This window comes from Streptomyces sp. NPDC088157 (genome assembly GCF_044741545.1).
GTDB lineage: Bacteria > Actinomycetota > Actinomycetes > Streptomycetales > Streptomycetaceae > Streptomyces.
In genome coordinates this window covers 1-14,689 of the sequence record NZ_JBIUSU010000003.1, presented here as the reverse complement: position 1 = coordinate 14,689, position 14,689 = coordinate 1, and the positions used below count along the sequence as shown (strand labels likewise).

General features: G+C 69.3%; 14 protein-coding genes. 6 read left to right on the top strand and 8 right to left on the bottom strand.

Annotated features, from left to right (window positions below):
- Window positions 1-29: 29 nt before the first annotated feature.
- The 4 genes from ACIPFH_RS11395 to ACIPFH_RS11380 all read right to left on the bottom strand — a co-directional run bounded on the left by ACIPFH_RS11395 (window position 30) and on the right by ACIPFH_RS11380 (window position 4,416).
- Window positions 30-884: a carbohydrate ABC transporter permease gene (locus tag ACIPFH_RS11395; protein ID WP_401825195.1), complete on the bottom strand. Its 855-nt coding sequence runs from the start codon at window positions 882-884 to the stop codon at window positions 30-32.
- Window positions 881-1,837: a carbohydrate ABC transporter permease gene (locus ACIPFH_RS11390; RefSeq protein ID WP_401825194.1), complete on the bottom strand. Its 957-nt coding sequence runs from the start codon at window positions 1,835-1,837 to the stop codon at window positions 881-883. Before ACIPFH_RS11390 ends, ACIPFH_RS11395 begins: the two co-directional genes overlap by 4 nt.
- Window positions 1,838-1,917: 80 nt before the next feature.
- The gene (locus ACIPFH_RS11385) at window positions 1,918-3,231 is read right to left on the bottom strand and encodes an ABC transporter substrate-binding protein (RefSeq protein ID WP_401825192.1); all 1,314 of its coding nucleotides are present in this window, start codon (window positions 3,229-3,231) and stop codon (window positions 1,918-1,920) included.
- Window positions 3,232-3,345: 114 nt separating this feature from the next.
- The gene (locus tag ACIPFH_RS11380; protein WP_401825190.1) at window positions 3,346-4,416 is read right to left on the bottom strand and encodes a LacI family DNA-binding transcriptional regulator; all 1,071 of its coding nucleotides are present in this window, start codon (window positions 4,414-4,416) and stop codon (window positions 3,346-3,348) included.
- Between the two features lie 168 nt (window positions 4,417-4,584).
- Here ACIPFH_RS11380 and ACIPFH_RS11375 point away from each other — a divergent pair, with 168 nt between their 5' ends.
- Entirely contained in the window at window positions 4,585-6,729 is a 2,145-nt protein-coding gene (locus ACIPFH_RS11375) for an alpha-galactosidase (RefSeq protein WP_401825188.1), read from the top strand.
- Window positions 6,730-7,163: 434 nt separating this feature from the next.
- Here ACIPFH_RS11375 and ACIPFH_RS11370 read toward each other — a convergent pair whose 3' ends face one another.
- Window positions 7,164-7,766 (bottom strand): HutD family protein, encoded by a 603-nt coding sequence (locus ACIPFH_RS11370; protein WP_401825186.1) that lies wholly within the window; start codon window positions 7,764-7,766, stop codon window positions 7,164-7,166.
- A gap of 509 nt (window positions 7,767-8,275) precedes the next feature.
- Here ACIPFH_RS11370 and ACIPFH_RS11365 point away from each other — a divergent pair.
- Both ACIPFH_RS11365 and ACIPFH_RS11360 read left to right on the top strand, forming a co-directional pair.
- Window positions 8,276-8,833: a hypothetical protein gene (locus tag ACIPFH_RS11365; RefSeq protein ID WP_401826802.1), complete on the top strand. Its 558-nt coding sequence runs from the start codon at window positions 8,276-8,278 to the stop codon at window positions 8,831-8,833.
- Between the two features lie 66 nt (window positions 8,834-8,899).
- Window positions 8,900-9,406 carry a hypothetical protein gene (locus ACIPFH_RS11360; protein WP_401825185.1) on the top strand — a complete coding sequence of 169 codons (507 nt, stop codon included), beginning with the start codon at window positions 8,900-8,902 and terminating at the stop codon, window positions 9,404-9,406.
- Between the two features lie 234 nt (window positions 9,407-9,640).
- On the opposite strand, the gene ACIPFH_RS11355 is transcribed toward ACIPFH_RS11360, so the two are convergent.
- Both ACIPFH_RS11355 and ACIPFH_RS11350 read right to left on the bottom strand, forming a co-directional pair.
- Complete coding sequence (locus ACIPFH_RS11355) at window positions 9,641-10,321, bottom strand: class I SAM-dependent methyltransferase (protein ID WP_401825183.1); 681 nt, start codon at window positions 10,319-10,321, stop codon at window positions 9,641-9,643.
- Between the two features lie 419 nt (window positions 10,322-10,740).
- Entirely contained in the window at window positions 10,741-11,103 is a 363-nt protein-coding gene (locus tag ACIPFH_RS11350) for a DoxX family protein (RefSeq protein WP_401825181.1), read from the bottom strand.
- Window positions 11,104-11,504: 401 nt separating this feature from the next.
- On the opposite strand from ACIPFH_RS11350, the gene ACIPFH_RS11345 reads away from it, so the two are divergent.
- On the top strand, window positions 11,505-12,356 hold the full coding sequence (locus ACIPFH_RS11345) for a LysR family transcriptional regulator (protein WP_401825179.1): 852 nt from the start codon (window positions 11,505-11,507) through the stop codon (window positions 12,354-12,356).
- A 197-nt stretch (window positions 12,357-12,553) separates the two neighbouring features.
- Entirely contained in the window at window positions 12,554-13,045 is a 492-nt protein-coding gene (locus tag ACIPFH_RS11340; protein ID WP_401825177.1) for an NUDIX hydrolase, read from the top strand.
- 260 nt (window positions 13,046-13,305) lie between these two features.
- Here the strand turns inward: ACIPFH_RS11340 and ACIPFH_RS11335 are convergent, their stop codons facing one another.
- Window positions 13,306-13,674, bottom strand: a complete 369-nt coding sequence (locus tag ACIPFH_RS11335) for an STAS domain-containing protein (RefSeq protein ID WP_401825175.1) — start codon at window positions 13,672-13,674, stop codon at window positions 13,306-13,308.
- Window positions 13,675-13,843: 169 nt separating this feature from the next.
- On the opposite strand from ACIPFH_RS11335, the gene ACIPFH_RS11330 reads away from it, so the two are divergent.
- Window positions 13,844-14,314, top strand: coding sequence for an ATP-binding protein (locus tag ACIPFH_RS11330; protein WP_401825174.1), 471 nt, complete (start codon window positions 13,844-13,846; stop codon window positions 14,312-14,314).
- The last annotated feature ends 375 nt before the right edge of the window (window positions 14,315-14,689 follow it).

The window sequence follows — 14,689 nt, the reverse complement described above, 5'->3', positions numbered from 1 at the left end:
GTCTGACCCCGGGCAGGTTCCACCCGGGGCTATTTGACGGCGCCGCTGGTGATGCCGGAGACGATGCGGCGCTGGGCCATGACGAAGACGAGGATCATGGGAAGGCTCATCATCACGACGTAGGCGAAGATCAGGTGCCAGTTGTTGAGGTAGAGCTGCGCGTTGGCGACCTGGTAGAGATTGAGCGGCAGGGTGGCCTTGGCTCCTCCGCCGAGGACGAAGAACGAGTAGAAGATGTCGCTCCAGGCGAAGAGCATCACCATGATCGTCGCGGTGGCGATGACCGGCCGCAGCAGCGGCAGGATGATGCGCAGGAAGACCCGCACCGGGCCTGCGCCGTCCATGCGCGCGGCCTCCTCCAGTTCCTCGGGGAGAGCGCGGATGAACCCGGTCATGAAGAAGATCGAGGTGGACAGGTACATCCCGGCGTAGACGCCGATCATGCCGGGCCGGGTGCCGGCCAGGCCGAGCTGGCGCAGTTCCATGACGATGGTGATCACGGCGGGAGGCAGGAGCAGGCCGCTGATGCTCAGCGCGTACATGGCGTTGACCAGGCGCCCCTTGCGGCGGGCGAACACCCAGGCGGCGCCCGCCCCCAGGAGCAGGACGAGGACCACCGACGGGGCGACGACCAGGAGGCTGTTGACGAAGCCCTGGACGACCTTGCCCTCGTCGAAGCTCTGCTGGTAGTTGGCGGCGGCCTGGACGTGGTGGGGCAGGGCGAGGTTGGGCTTGATGGCCTCGCCCTGGGGTTTGGCCGAGGTGACCGCGACCAGCCACAGCGGGATGCCGATGGTGACGGCGGCGACGATCACGACGACGACGGGCTGGATCCAGCGCGATGGGCGCCGGTGCGCGGGAGCGAACGCGGTAACGGTGGTCACTGGTTGTTCTCCCTGCGGCGCAGGCCGACGATGACGGGCACGGCGAGGACCACGACGATGAGGAAGAGCACCAGGCTCATCGCCGACGCCTGCGCGTAGAGTCCCTGGCCGAAGATGCGGAACATGTAGATGTTGAACACCTCGGTCTCGCTGCCGGGACCGCCGGCTGTGGTGGCCTGGACGATGTCGAAGGTGTTCATGGAGCCGATCAGCGCGGTGGTGACGTTGAACGTGACCGCCGGTGCGAGGAGGGGGAAGCGGATCGCCCAGAAGGTGCGCCAGGAACCGGCCCCGTCGATGCGGGCGGCCTCCAGCACGTCACCGGGCATGCTCTTCAGGCCCGCCAGGTAGATCAGCATGGCCAGGCCCATCCACTTCCAGCCGTGGATGAGCGTGACCACGGCCAGGGTCCAGGTCGTCGAGCCGAGCCACGGGGTGTCGACGGGGTGTCCGGCGAGCGAGGACAGCACGCTGTTGAGCGCCCCGTCCTGGGCGAGCAGGGCCCGGAAGATGTAGCCGACGGCCAGGGCGGAGATCAGCACGGGCAGGAAGAAGACCGCTCGGAAGAAGCGGTTGAAGCGGCTGTCGCGCTCCAGCAGCAGGGCGAGACCGAGACCGAAGCCGTTCTGGAAGACGGCTACGAGGACCGCGTACTCCAGGGTGATGCGGATGTCCCGGGCCATCGACCCGTCGTGCAGGATGGTGCTGAAGTTCGACAGGCCCGCGAAGCTGATCCGCGGGTGGAACGCCGACCAGTCGGTGAACGGGTAGACGAAGTTCAGCAGGTTCGGCAGCAGGAAGAACAGGCCGAACACGGCGAGCGCGGGCACCGCGAACCACCACGGCTGGTTGGCCCTGCGGCGACGGCGCGGGCGGCGGCCGTGACGCGCGGGCCGGTCCGGTCCCTTCGCGTGCGGGGCGTCACTGACGCCGATGGTGGCTGTGTTCGCCACTTTTCAACCTCCGGTACGGGGCCCCGGACGCGCCGCCGACGGGCGGCCCGGGGAAAGGGGCAGGAAGAGGCGGGCGCCGGTCAGAAGCCGGAGATGCCGCGTGCCTTGAGGACCTGGGTGAACTGGTCCTCGGCGGTCTGGGCGACCTGCTGCGGGGTCTTCTTGCCGTAGATCATGTCGGCGAGGGCCAGGTGCATGTCCGGGGCGGTCAACGCGTTGACCTGGAAGACACCCGTGGCGGTGGCCAGTGCATGGGACTGGGCGAGTGCGGTCTGCGGCAGGCCGATGGGGTTGGGCACGGACGGCTCCACCGAGACGAGCTTGTTGGCCTTGATGTAGGCCGGGTAGTCCGGGCCGAGCCAGAAGGACATGAACTGCCGCGAGGCGTTCTGACGCTTGGTGTCGCCGGTGTTGAAGGCGACGACGCCGTTGGTCTGGTCGGGCGAGTACTCGGCGTTGGCGGCGCTGTTGGCGATGGGGAACCAGCCGAGCTTCTTGTCCATCTCCTGCGTGCTGGAGGTGGCCTGGATCTGGGACTGGAGCGCGGTGACGTTCAGGGCCATCGCGGCGGTGCCGTCCATGATCGCCTTGCCCTGGTCGACGAACGTGGCGGTCTTGTAGTTCTTCTGGGCCAGGCCGCCGTCGAGGATCTTCGTCTTGTACTTGGTGATGGCGCCGACGATGGTCTTGTTGGTCCAGGAGTCCTTGTTCTTGTTCAGGTCGTCCCAGAACGACTGGGGCAGGTCCGTCATCTGGGCCTGGACCTGCCACTGCAGCGGCCACTTGTCGCCGCCGACCTCGAAGAACGGGGCCACACCCGGCACCTTCGCCTTGATCTGCGCCGCCTTGGCGAGCATGTCGTCGTAGCTGGTAGGCATCCTGTCGATGCCGGCCTTCTCGAAGACGCCCTTGTTGTAGTAGACGCCGAGGACCGCGGGGCTGGTGACGATGGCGGCGTAGCGGTGGCCGTCGACCTGGCCGAGGCTCTGCTCGGTCTTGCCGAGCTTGGAGACCCAGTCCTCGTTGTCGAGCTGCAGCAGGTTCTTGGCCGGCTGGATGAACGGCAGGGTGCTGGCCGTCGGCTGCCAGAACATCAGGTCGGGCTTGTCACCGGAGGCGAGCTTGGTGGGGACGTTCGACTCGTAGGGGTCGGGGATGACCTCCGTGGTGATCTTCGCGCCGGTGGCCTTCTCGAAGGCCTCGATGGCCTGCTTGGGCTCCGCGACGCTGTTCTGGGCGACCCACATGGTCAGGTTGACGCCCTTGAGAGAGGCGGTGGCGTCGACCGATCCGGTGGGTGCGGCGCCGGTGCTGTTACCGCTCGTGTCGCTGCAGGCGGTGGCGGTCAGCCCGACGATGCAGGCGGTGACAAGGACGGAGACGGCTCTTCTCATGGCGAGATCCTTGATGGTGCGGAGAGGCAGGGCGGGGCGGGGCTGCGGAGATGGGGCGCCAGCCGCGGGGCAGGGCGGCTGAGAGGCAGGGGGAGGGCGAGTGCCGGGTCCGGTTCATGTGGCCCGCGGTCCGGAGCTCTCTCGCACGACGAGGGTGGGTTCGGCAGGCACCGGCGGATGTCTGTGGGGGTCGGATTCGAGTTGGGCGTGCAGGAGGCCGAAGGCGGCACGCCCCAGTCCGTGGAAGTCCATCCGGACCGTCGTGAGGGACGGGGTGGCGAAGGCGGAGTGCGGGGCGTCGTCGAACCCGATGACGCTGACGTCCTCCGGGACCCGTCGGCCCGCGTGGTGCAGGGCCCGCAGGACACCCAGCGCCAGGTCGTCGTTGCCGCACAGGATCGCGGTGACGTCCGGGCTCTGGGCGAGCTTCTTCCCGGCCTCGTATCCGGCCTGGGCGTCCCACGCCTTGCCCGACGGCGGGGGAGGGGTCACGCCGGCCGCGCGCAGGGCCTGACGCCAGCCCTCGGCGCGGGGTGCCGCCGTCCGCCGGGTTCCGGTGGAGGCAGGGATCGCCACATAGTGCACGGTTTCGTGGCCGAGCGCCAGCAGGTGTGCGGTGGCGGTACGGGCCGCCTCCCGGTCGTCGGCCCACACCGCCGGACGGCCGGGTGTCCGGTCGGGCGCCGGCGCTTCCACCACCGCCGCGCACGGCACATGCGCCGGTACGCGATCCAGTGCGGCGGCGCCGAGACGGTCGAAGCCGATGACCACCAGGCCGCCACCGGTGTCGACGGTCGAGGCGATCGTCCGGTCCGGGTCGTCCTCGGGTGTCACGACCCGCACGCCGAGCGCGTACCCGGCGGCGCGGGATGCCTCCTCCAGTACCTGCAGGGTGGCCGCGTAGCCGTGGAGGACGGTGTTCGAGGTGAGGACAGTGACCGATCGGGTCACGCCGCTGGCCAGGGCGAACGCGGTGGCGTTGCGCCTGAATCCCAGGATCTGGATGGCCGCCTCGATCCGCCGGCGTGTCTCTTCCTTGACGTTCGGATGGCCGTTGATGACCCGCGAGACGGTTTGGTAGGAGACGCCTGCCGCCTGGGCGACATCGCGGATGCTGGCGGCCTTCTGCTGCCCTTGAGGAGGGGCGGGATAGCTACCGGAACTTGTGTGACCGGTCACAGACATGCGAGGATTGTGAGCGGTCACAACGTGGGCGTCAAGAGCCCGTAACCCGGGATTCACTCCCCCAACACATGCACCGACGCGCCCCACCCGCCGCCCTCCGAGCGCGAACGACCAGCTCAGACCCCACGAGCCACCGCAGTACCGAACCGTTCCGGAAGGGAAAACGCGTTGACCGCTGCCGCCGCAACAGTTGAGAGGACCCGTGTCTGGTCGCATCCGGAGCTCGGGCTGCACGCCGTGGTGGACCCCACCGGCTCGGTCAGGCTGGGCATGCCCGGCCAGAACTGGGACCGCCTGGTGCCCCTCGTCGAGGTGACCGCCACCGGGCACGGACGCCTGTGGTCGGGAGAACGCTTCATCGAGACAGCCATCGGCCACCGCCTGACCTACCGCGGCCACGAGACGCTCCAGCACGCACACCGGGAGCGCACGACGATCCGGCTGGCCGACACCGCGACGGGCCTGGCCGCCGACGTGAGCCTGGAGACCCGTCCGGGGGCCGGATTCCTGCGCTCCCGGGTGCGCCTGGTCAACGAGGGCAGCACAGCGCTGCGACTGGAAAGCGTGACCACCCTCACCCTCGGCGGCATCGTCGACGCCGACGGCGGCCTCGACGGCCTGACCCTGCACTGGGCGGACAACGACTGGCTCGCCGAATGCCGCTGGCGCCAAGCCGCCTTCCGCGACCAGGCCGTCCCCCTGAGCCGGCCCGCCCACGGCCACGAGGGACGCGGCTGCTTCGAGCGCTACTCGCAGGGCAGCTGGTCCACCGGCCGCCACCTCCCGATCGGCGCCCTCACCGACCACGAGGACCGGGCCTGGCTCTGGCAGATCGAGTCCAGCGCCGGCTGGCGCTTCGAAACCGGCGAACGCGAAGGCGCGGCCTATGCCGCACTGTTCGGCCCCGACGACGCCCACCACCAGTGGCACCACACCCTCGAGCCCGGCCAGGAGTTCCACACCGTCCCCGCCGCCCTCGTCCACACCCGGACCGGCGGCCTGGACGCCGCCTTCGGCGAACTCACCGACTACCGCCGCAGCATCCGCCGCGACCACCCCGACCTGCACACCCTCCCAGTGATCTACAACGACTACATGAACACCCTCATGGGCGACCCCACCACCGAAAAACTCCTGCCCCTCATCACAGCAGCGAGCGCGGCCGGCGCCGAGGTCTTCGTCATCGACGCAGGATGGTACGACGACGACGCCCAGGGCTGGTGGGACTCCGTCGGCGCCTGGGAACCCGCCCCCAACCGCTTCCCCGGCGGCATACAGAAGGTCCTGGACGCCATCCGACGACACGGAATGACCCCGGGACTGTGGCTGGAACCCGAGGTCGTGGGCGTCCGCAGCCCCCTGGCGCACACCCTGCCACCCGAAGCCTTCTTCCAGCGCGGCGGGATGCGGGTGACCGAACACGGACGTCACCATCTCGACCTGCGCCACCCCGCGGCCCGCGCCCACCTCGACAAGGTCGTGAACCGGCTGGTCGGCGAGTGGGGCGTCGGCTACCTCAAACTCGACTACAACATCAACATCGGCCCCGGCACGGAGAACGGCACCCAAAGCCCGGGCGCCGGACTGCTCGGACACCACCGCGCCCACCTCGACTGGATGGCCTCCCTCCTCGACCGGCACCCCGCACTGGTCCTGGAGAACTGCGGCTCAGGCGGTCTGCGCATGGACTACGCACAGCTGGCCGTGGCGCAGATCCAGTCCACCAGCGACCAGCAGGACCCGCAGCGCTACCCGCCCATCGCCGCCGCGGCCGCCACCGCCGCCACACCCGAACAGGCAGCCGTGTGGGCCTATCCCCAGCCCGACCACAGCCTCGACCAGATCGCCTTCACGCTCACCGGCGCACTCCTCGGCCGCATCCACCTCTCCGGCTTCCTCGACCGCATGAGCCACGAACAACTCGACCTCGTCCGCTCGGCGATCTCCGTCTACAAGGACATCCGGCCGCACATCCCCGACGCCCACCCGTTCTGGCCCCTGGGACTCCCCGCCTGGCAGGACGAGTGGATCGCCCACGGACTACGGAGCGAGGACTCCACTTACCTCACGGTCTGGAGACGGGAGCCGGGCAGGGGCGGCAGCCGAGCCGCTCTGAGCCCGCACGGCCGAAACGGGCAAGCCGGCAGACGTACGCTCACCATCCCCCATCTGGCGGGCGCTCACGTAAGCCCCACGGTGCTGCAACCCATGACCGCCGATGCCACCGCGGAGTGGGACGCGGCTGCCGGGGAGCTCACTGTCTCCCTGCCGCGCGCCGACACCGCCGTTCTTCTCCGGTTGGGCTCCGCTTGAGTCGATCACCACGCGGCCCGCAGGCGACTCGGGCAGCGGGGCCCGGAACTCACTGAGCAGGGAGAAGCCGAAGCCGGTATCGGTCAGCTACAACGACACGGCGTACTTCCGGTAGGCGGCGCCACCGCGTCAGGAACGGGTTGGTTGCTTCCCGACCGTGTGGTCACATGTCGTCGCGGACGACGATGTCCGAGTACGGGCCGATGGTGACCGTCACGCGGCAACTGGGCTCGGAAGTTTGCGCCTCGGCTGCGGCGGACAGCCAGTGCTGGGCGAAGACGTCCTCGTTGGACCGCTTCGTACGGACCGTTCTCGGGTCAACTCCTCTGATCCCCTCCCCGCTTCATGGGCCGGGGCGTGTTCTTCCGGGGCTCGGGGCGAGAAGGAGTCGGCGCGGGAGCACGAGACGACCGGGCGGGCGCCGATTCCTGCCGTCAGCGGGCCGCGGTGATCCTGGTCCCGGCCACCGTGCCGTCGCCCCGCAGTGTCAGCACCGCCGGGCCTTCGTGACGCACGCAGTCGAGACGGCCGAGCGTGGTCTCGCGTCCGTCCGGTCCGCCGACGGCGATCCCCTCGGTGACGGCCATGACAAGTAGGGTCTCGCCCGCGGCGCAGGCCATCTCTGCCTCCCGGGCGGCGGCGACGGTGATGATCCGCACCTTTGCGGTAGCCCGGCTCCTGCGGGTCATCACATTCATGTTGCGGACCGGGCCCGCCTCCAGCCGACAGTCCGTCCCCGCGTCGCCGGAGAAGGCGAAGGGACTCAACCGCCCGACCGGATGCGGTGTCCCGTCCACGGTCAGTACCATGCCCTCGCCCTCGACGAGGGTGATCACGCGGTCGATCCCGGGAAAGGCGGAGAAGGGGCCTCCCGCGTCCACGTCCGCGACGCTCACCCGCCAGTCGATGCCGTCCGCGATCTCCGCCGGGACCGCAGGCCCTTGCACGGCGCCCGACGCGACCTCTCGGGTCGTTCCGCCGCCGTTCTTCCACGGCATGCGGCGGTATCCGCTCCAGCGCAGAGTATCTCCGCCCATCGAGCCGCCTCCTTGCTCCGTCCTCTGGCCGGCCGCCTTCACCGGCGAAGCCGGGCCACCGACCTCTCGGCCGCCGGACGGAAGGGGCGCCCAGGCACGTGATCACCGGGTCCGGGGCCAGCCTACGCGCCGTCCATGCACGGAGGCCGGGAGTGCCTCACCAGTCGAGTCCCGAGGCTCGCCGCGATTCCGAGCGCCAGGCCGGCTCGGCCGGCGGCTTGAGGAGGGGTTCCGTTCTCATCCGCCGTGCGGGGGCAGTGCACGGAGGCTTTCGGCGGAGCAGGCGGTGCCATTCCGGCTGCCTGGGGCGCTCACCCGGGCCATCCGGCCCCTCACGGGCCGACAAACGCGCTCAGCAGGCACTGTCTGCCAGATGTGGTGAACGGGAAGCGGTGGCACGGTCGGCGCGAGCACACCCATGCACGATCCCGCCCGTCTCGTTTCAAAGACAAAACGTCGGGAACCGGCATAATAAGAAAATTTTGCGCGCCCGTGAGGGGGTTCTGCCCATGTCGACAGGGACACTTCTGGCAATCATCGTTCCCGTCGTGGTGGTGATCGCCCTGGCAGCCGTCGCGGTTTTCCTCCTCATGCGCCGCCGGAAGCTGCGTGAGCGCTTCGGCCCGGAGTACACGCGCACGGTGGAGGACGCCGACAGCCGCATGGCCGGCGAACGTGAGCTCAGGGCCCGAGAGAAGCGACATGACTCGCTGGCCATCAAGCCGCTGGACAGCAGCGTCAGGGATCGGTACACGCGGGACTGGACCGACGTGCAGGACGAGTTCGTGGACCGTCCGGAAGACGCCGTGCATGACGCCGACCGCTTGGTGACCTCGCTGATGCACGAGCGTGGCTACCCGACCAAGGACTTCGGGCAACAGCTCAAAGACCTCTCGGTCGAGCATGGCCGCACACTCGAGCACTATCGGGCCGCCCACGATGTCGACGTGCTCAGCACCCGTCACGAGGCGACCACCGAACAGTTGCGGGGCGCCATGGTGCACTACCGCGCCCTGTTCGACGAGTTGCTCGCCGACGGCGGACGACCCCGCCACGCCCGGGCCTGAACGGCTCGGCGAGCAGCCCGCCACCCGAGCCGGGACACCGTCCAGGCGTCCGGGAACGGAGGAGACATGCGACGCGAACAAACACGGGGCACCGCCGCCGCGAGCGGCCTGTCCACCGACGACCTCGCCCAGCCTCGCGACCGGTCCATGCAGGAGGGCGCGGCCGGCCCGCAGGCCGATGTACCGACCTTCCCCGGTGAGAGCACGGACACGCCGCGCAGGCCCGCCGAAGACGAGCCCGTGGAGGCCGCCGCAGGTACTCCGGCCCCGACCACGGGCCAGAACGCCCAAGGCGAGGACGACGTTCCGCAACTCCTCACCGCAGACGACGAGGAAGGGTTCCGCACCCGCTGGCAGGAAGTGCAGGACAGGTTTGTGGACGACCCGCGCGACGCCGTGCACACCGCCGACGCTCTCGTCGCCGACGTGATGCAGAGGCTGGCCGCCACGTTCGCCGACCACAAACAGGAACTCGAAGGCCAGTGGAACCGAGGCGAACAGGTGAACACCGAAGACCTGCGCCAGGCACTGCGCCACTACCGTTCGTTCTTCAACCGCCTGCTGGTCACCTGACACAACGCGGCGGACGGCGTGGCGGAGAGCCGCCTCGATTGGTCCGGCAGCCATCCTGCCGGAGGTGGACCTGTGGCTTACCGTCAGGGCGGCCAGGGGATGAGAGAGGCCCCGCAGTGGGAGCCAGGGCCTACCGGCCCGGCCGCCCGGCGGCGGTCAGGAGAGTGCTGTGGGTGGTCCTGGGGAGTTGACGATCCAAGCCCGGGTTCGCGTCGGTGACGCCCGAAGAAAGACTCAGCGCAGCCGACGAGCCCGCAGCACGAGGTCGTCGTCGTGGTGCGCGCCGGCTCCGCCGTCGGGTGCCACGCGTGGTCGCTGCTCGTCCACCTCCACCTCCCAGTCCTCGTTGAGCAGAGCGGCGACCATCGAGGGCCAGACGTAGTCGGCAGGGTCGAAGCCGGTGTCGTGCGCCTGCCGGGTGTCCATTCCCGCGTGGTGTACGAGCAGCAGCACGCCGCCGGGCGCGACGGCCGCGAGCAGCGCTCGCTCGGCTGCGGCGTCGGGGGTGCGCAGCAGGGCCGGGTACTGCGCGGAGACCAGGTCGAAGGAGGCCGGCGGGAGTGCCGCTTCCGTCAGTGCGGCGTGCACCCAGCGAACGGTGAGGCCGGCGTCCCGCGCGTGCCCAGCGGCCCGCTCCAGCGCCACGCCCGAGACCTCGAGCGCGGTCACGTCCCAGCCGGCGCGCGCGAGCCAGACGGCGTCCGCGCCCTCGCCGCAGCCGACGTCGAGCACCCGCCCGGGTGTGAGCCCGGCGACCTCGGCCACGAGTGCACCGTTGGGCCGGCCGCTCCACAGCTGTTGTCGGTCGGCGTATCGGTTGTCCCACTCCGCCCGCACCGCGGGGTCTCCGACGTATCCGTCGGCAGGCAAGGGGGCGTCGGGCGCGGGCGGTCGTACGGGAATGTTGTCGGTCACGGGCCCACCGTCGCCCATCGCCTCCCGGTGCCGCCACTCCTGTTGCCGGTCCGGCAAAACGGCGTCCGAGGGGCGAGGAACAGCGGGGCGGTAGTCGTACTGGACATCCTCGAGACGGACCGGCCGCGGCCTCTTCACCCTGCGCAGGCAGTCTTCGATGGCACAAGCCGGCGCTCTCGGAGCCGCGGGCAAGGCCACAGCCCCGCGTATCCACGAGCCGGTCGCCCGAGAGCACGGGATGCCGCGCAACACCCACGGGTTGAAGGCTGAAAAAGCCCGTATTCCTCGGGCTTCTTCAGAATCCGGACCCTGGCCATGAGCTCGACCACGGCAGGTCGGCGTTCGGCCCAACGGCATGTCTTCGGTCTGCCAAGGGCGGCGGAACGGAGATGGATTCCCGGCCTCCACCATGTGCTCGGTCACAGCCAGGTGGTGGCCGGCCAGATGACCACGGCCGCAGTGGCGATGAGCCCGAGGTTGAGTGTGATCCGGCGGTCCTCGCCGGTCAGATGGACGGCGATCGCACCGAGCTGCAGGAGCACGAACCCGATGGTCGCGGCGATTGCCAGCCAGGGTGCGATGCCGGTCAGGGGCGGCAGGATCAGCCCGGTCGCGCCGAGTATCTCGACCGCCCCCAGCGCCCTGACGGCGGGCAGGGGCACGCGATCGACCCAGGCCATCATCGGGCGGAGTTGATCTCGGCTACGGAAAACCTTCATCGCGCCTGCGTAGAGGTAGAAGAGGGCGAGCAGTCCGGCGACGATCCAATACGCGATGTTCATGATTCCCGTCCACGGTCACCGGTTTGCGGGTGACCCGTCGATTCCCAGGGCGATCCCCGGAGAAGGCCCGAGCCGTTGTCTAAGCGACCCGGAAGCTGAAAGGTGGGAGCGCCCCGGCTGCGCTGGTCAGGTGGAGGACGGCCGGGTGATGTCAACCCGACGGTTTCAGCTGAGGTCGGTGCCGGGCTCTGTGGCGTAGCGGCTCATCGCTGAGGACGCGCATGCACGTGGTGTCCGTGACGACCGTCTCGCCGTCGTCGGACCGACCACCGATACGGCGGGGTCGGCCTGCGGTGCGCTGGTGTTCGCCTCTTCGGTCATGCTCCGAGTGCACCGCCAGGGCCCCGCGCCTGTCCAAGACCCATTCCGCGACGCCGATACCGCTTGGGTATCGTTGCAGCGTGGACCTACGTACCCTGCGCTACTTCGTGGCGGTCGCTGAGGAACTCCACTTCGGCCGGGCCGCCACTCGACTGCACATGAGCCAGCCGCCGTTGAGCCGGGCGATCAAGCAGTTGGAGACCGAGGTCGGTGCCCTGCTGTTCGCCCGCTCGTCCGTCGGCGTCACGCTCACCCCGGTGGGAGCAGTACTGCTCGACGAGGCGCGGGCCCTGCTCGAGCACGCCGACCGCGTCCGCGTACGCGTGACGGCCGCGGCCGGCGACGCGACCATCACCGTCGGCATCCTGGGCGACAGCACTGACCCGGGAGCGACCAGGCTGGCCGCCGCTTACCGTCGAAGCCACCCCGGCATCGACATCCGCATCCGCGACACCGACCTGACCGACCCGACCTGCGGGCTGCGCGCCGGACTGGTCGACGTCGCCCTGACTCGGGCGCCGTTCAACGAGACCGCCCTGACGCTGCGTGAGCTGCGTACCGATCCGGTGGGCGTGGTCCTGCGCGCCGACGATCCGCTGGCCCGCCGAGGTCAACTGCAGCTGGCCGACCTGGGCGACCGCCGCTGGTTCCGGTTCCCGCAGGGAACCGACCCGATCTGGCAGTCGTACTGGAACGGCGGCGAGCCGCGCGGGGGGCCAGTAGTGCGCGTCGTCCAGGAATGCCTGCAGGCCGTGCTGTGGAACGGCACGGTCGGCCTGGCCCCGCTCGGGCACGAGCTGCCCGCGGAGCTGGCCGTGGTGCCGCTGATGGACATGGCGCCAAGCCGAGTGGTGGCGGTGTGGAACCAGGGCGACACCAACCCGTTGATCCGATCGTTCATCGAGATCGCGACAGCCGCGTACCGCTACTGAGTACCTGGCAAACGGTGCTGCCGCAACTCGTGAACAACGCGAACGCGGCGGCCCTCGGGTCTGCGTCCCGAAACAGTGACCATCTGCTGCCCGTTCCGGTTCTGGGTCAACTTCCGTGGTCGGTGACGGTGAGCTACTGGGCTTGGCCTACCTTGTTCCATCGCACCCTCCAGGCTGAGGGCGGCTAGCGTGTGCGGATGCCGTCTGTGAACCTGCGTCATTCAGTCCGCGCGGTCGTCCTGGACGAGGCCGACCGCATCCTTCTGTGCCGGCACACGATTCCAGAACCAGCGGGAACGGTGGTGTGGGCAGCTCCCGGCGGAGGGATCGAGCCGGGCGAGACACCGCTTGCCGCACTGCGCCGCGAACTGCGGGAAGAGGTGGGCCTGTCGGTCGAGACCGATCCGCCGCACGTGTGGCACCAGGAAGTCGTGGCAGGCCATGCCCCAGGCTACGACGGGATCGTCAACGACTACTTTCTCGTGCGCACCGCCCAGTTCACTCCGCGCGGGACACTGTCCGCCGAGCAGCTTGCTGCGGAGAACATCAGCGGTCTGCGTTGGTGGCACCCGCGTGAAGTCGCTTCCTATGCCGGTGCCGATCTCTTCTCCCCCCGCGACCTTGCGACACCTTTGACAGCATTGATCACCTCTGGTGTTCCGGCCAGGCCGGCGCGGCTGGGTCTCTGAGCGGACAGCCCGAGTCATGGCGCGCGCGGGACTGGCTTCGGAGAAGGGCGGAGTCTGCGCGGCCGAACATCTGGAGCTCGAGCAGCTTGATGCGGCGAGGTTTCCCGCCACACCGACATCAAGCTGCACACGGTCGCGGCATCGGTGATCGGCCGGGCGCCGGGGCGACCGCCGGCGGAGCCGGTGGGCCCGGAGCTGGAGGCAGCCGTGCAGCGGCACTTACGCCAGGAGAATGCTGCGGACCGGCCCGGGTAGGACGGTCAGGGTTCGAGGGCCTGCTCGAGGGTGGGGTGGCAGGTGATGAGGGCGTCGATGCCGACCAGTCGCAGCACGTGCAGGACGGGTTTCTGTGCGGCGGCGATACGCAGCCATCCCTCGTTGCCGCTGACGGCCTGGTGGGCGGCGACGAAGACGTTGATGCCGCTGGAGTCCATGAAGGTCACGCCGCTGAGGTCCACCACGATCCGTGACGGGGGTGCTGTGCCGTCCCTGGGCAGCAGGGCTTCGCTGAGCACTTCCTTGACGTCGTGGTCGATCTCGCCCTGCACGGTCACGACGCGCACGCCCTCGACCATGCTGTGCTCGACGGAGAGCCCGCCTGGCCGCTCCGCTTTCTCGATGTTGCTCACCGTCTCCTCAACTGCGCTCAGGATGCCCCGGGTGAGGGCGTGCACAGACGATTCTGCCCCAACAGCCCGGCCGCATACGCTCGAGCAGGTGCCGAACAACATGCCTCTGACATGTAAGACGGGATCGGGGGTAGAGGCGCGCGTAAAACGGGGAATGAGGGCGAGGCCAGTGACATCCCATGACGATGATGACGGCGGCACCGAGCCGGACGAGCACCTGATGCGCGCCGGCTACGCCCTGGAAGGAGGCGACGCCCGCATCGCCGAAGCCCGCCACCACGCCGTCGCCTTCCTCGACCAGGCACACGCCGACCACCACCTGCCCGTGCCCGCACGGGCCAGAGACCTCACCCAGCTGGTGGTGAGCGAGCTGGTCACCAACGCCCTCAAGTACGCCCCCGGCCCCGTTCTGATGGAACTGCGCATCAACACCCGCGCCGTGGACATCGTCGTCTGGGACAGCCACCCGGCTGTTCCCGCCGCCCGGGCCCCCGATCCCAACAGGATCGGCCAGCACGGCCTGGAGATCGTCAAGGCAGTCACCGAGTCGCTCTTCACCGAGCAGGAACCGGTCGGCAAACGCATCACCGCACGCATCGCCCTGACCGACACACCGAACAGCGGCACCGTCCGCCGCTGAGAGGCACGTCGGCTTGGAGCGTGACCGTGGTCATAGCGTCAACGGGGTGTACGAAGGGCCCGCAAGGGGTCCATTTCAAAGACGGCGGCCGCCGTGCCGGAGACATGCCACTGGCCCCGTTGCCCGGCCGCGGGGGAGGCTCGTATGCCTGTTCCCTGTCCCGTTCGTGGGTGACTATCTCGCAGTCGGGTGCACGAAAATCTATGTTGGCTGGAGTAGACATTGGGTGGCAGTCCGGTTATGGTTTCTCTCGTAGCCGAGATCAAGAAGGGCCCGGAGGCACGAACTGCCGGGCAGCAGTACGCAGTTGCATTGCGCAGGACGGTGCGGCGGTGGAGTTTCGAAGCCAGGGTTGTTGCAGGACGGCGACGGGAC

Bases quoted from the DNA above. Each gene is read 5' to 3' on its own strand.
- ACIPFH_RS11360 (WP_401825185.1), top strand. From the start codon at position 8,900: ATGCGACGCGAACAAACACGGGGCACCGCCGCCGCGAGCGGCCTGTCC.
- ACIPFH_RS11340 (WP_401825177.1), top strand. From the start codon at position 12,554: ATGCCGTCTGTGAACCTGCGTCATTCAGTCCGCGCGGTCGTCCTGGAC.
- ACIPFH_RS11350 (WP_401825181.1), bottom strand. From the start codon at position 11,103: ATGAACATCGCGTATTGGATCGTCGCCGGACTGCTCGCCCTCTTCTAC.
- ACIPFH_RS11380 (WP_401825190.1), bottom strand. From the start codon at position 4,416: ATGTCTGTGACCGGTCACACAAGTTCCGGTAGCTATCCCGCCCCTCCT.
- ACIPFH_RS11370 (WP_401825186.1), bottom strand. From the start codon at position 7,766: ATGGGCGGAGATACTCTGCGCTGGAGCGGATACCGCCGCATGCCGTGG.
- ACIPFH_RS11385 (WP_401825192.1), bottom strand. From the start codon at position 3,231: ATGAGAAGAGCCGTCTCCGTCCTTGTCACCGCCTGCATCGTCGGGCTG.
- ACIPFH_RS11365 (WP_401826802.1), top strand. From the start codon at position 8,276: ATGTCGACAGGGACACTTCTGGCAATCATCGTTCCCGTCGTGGTGGTG.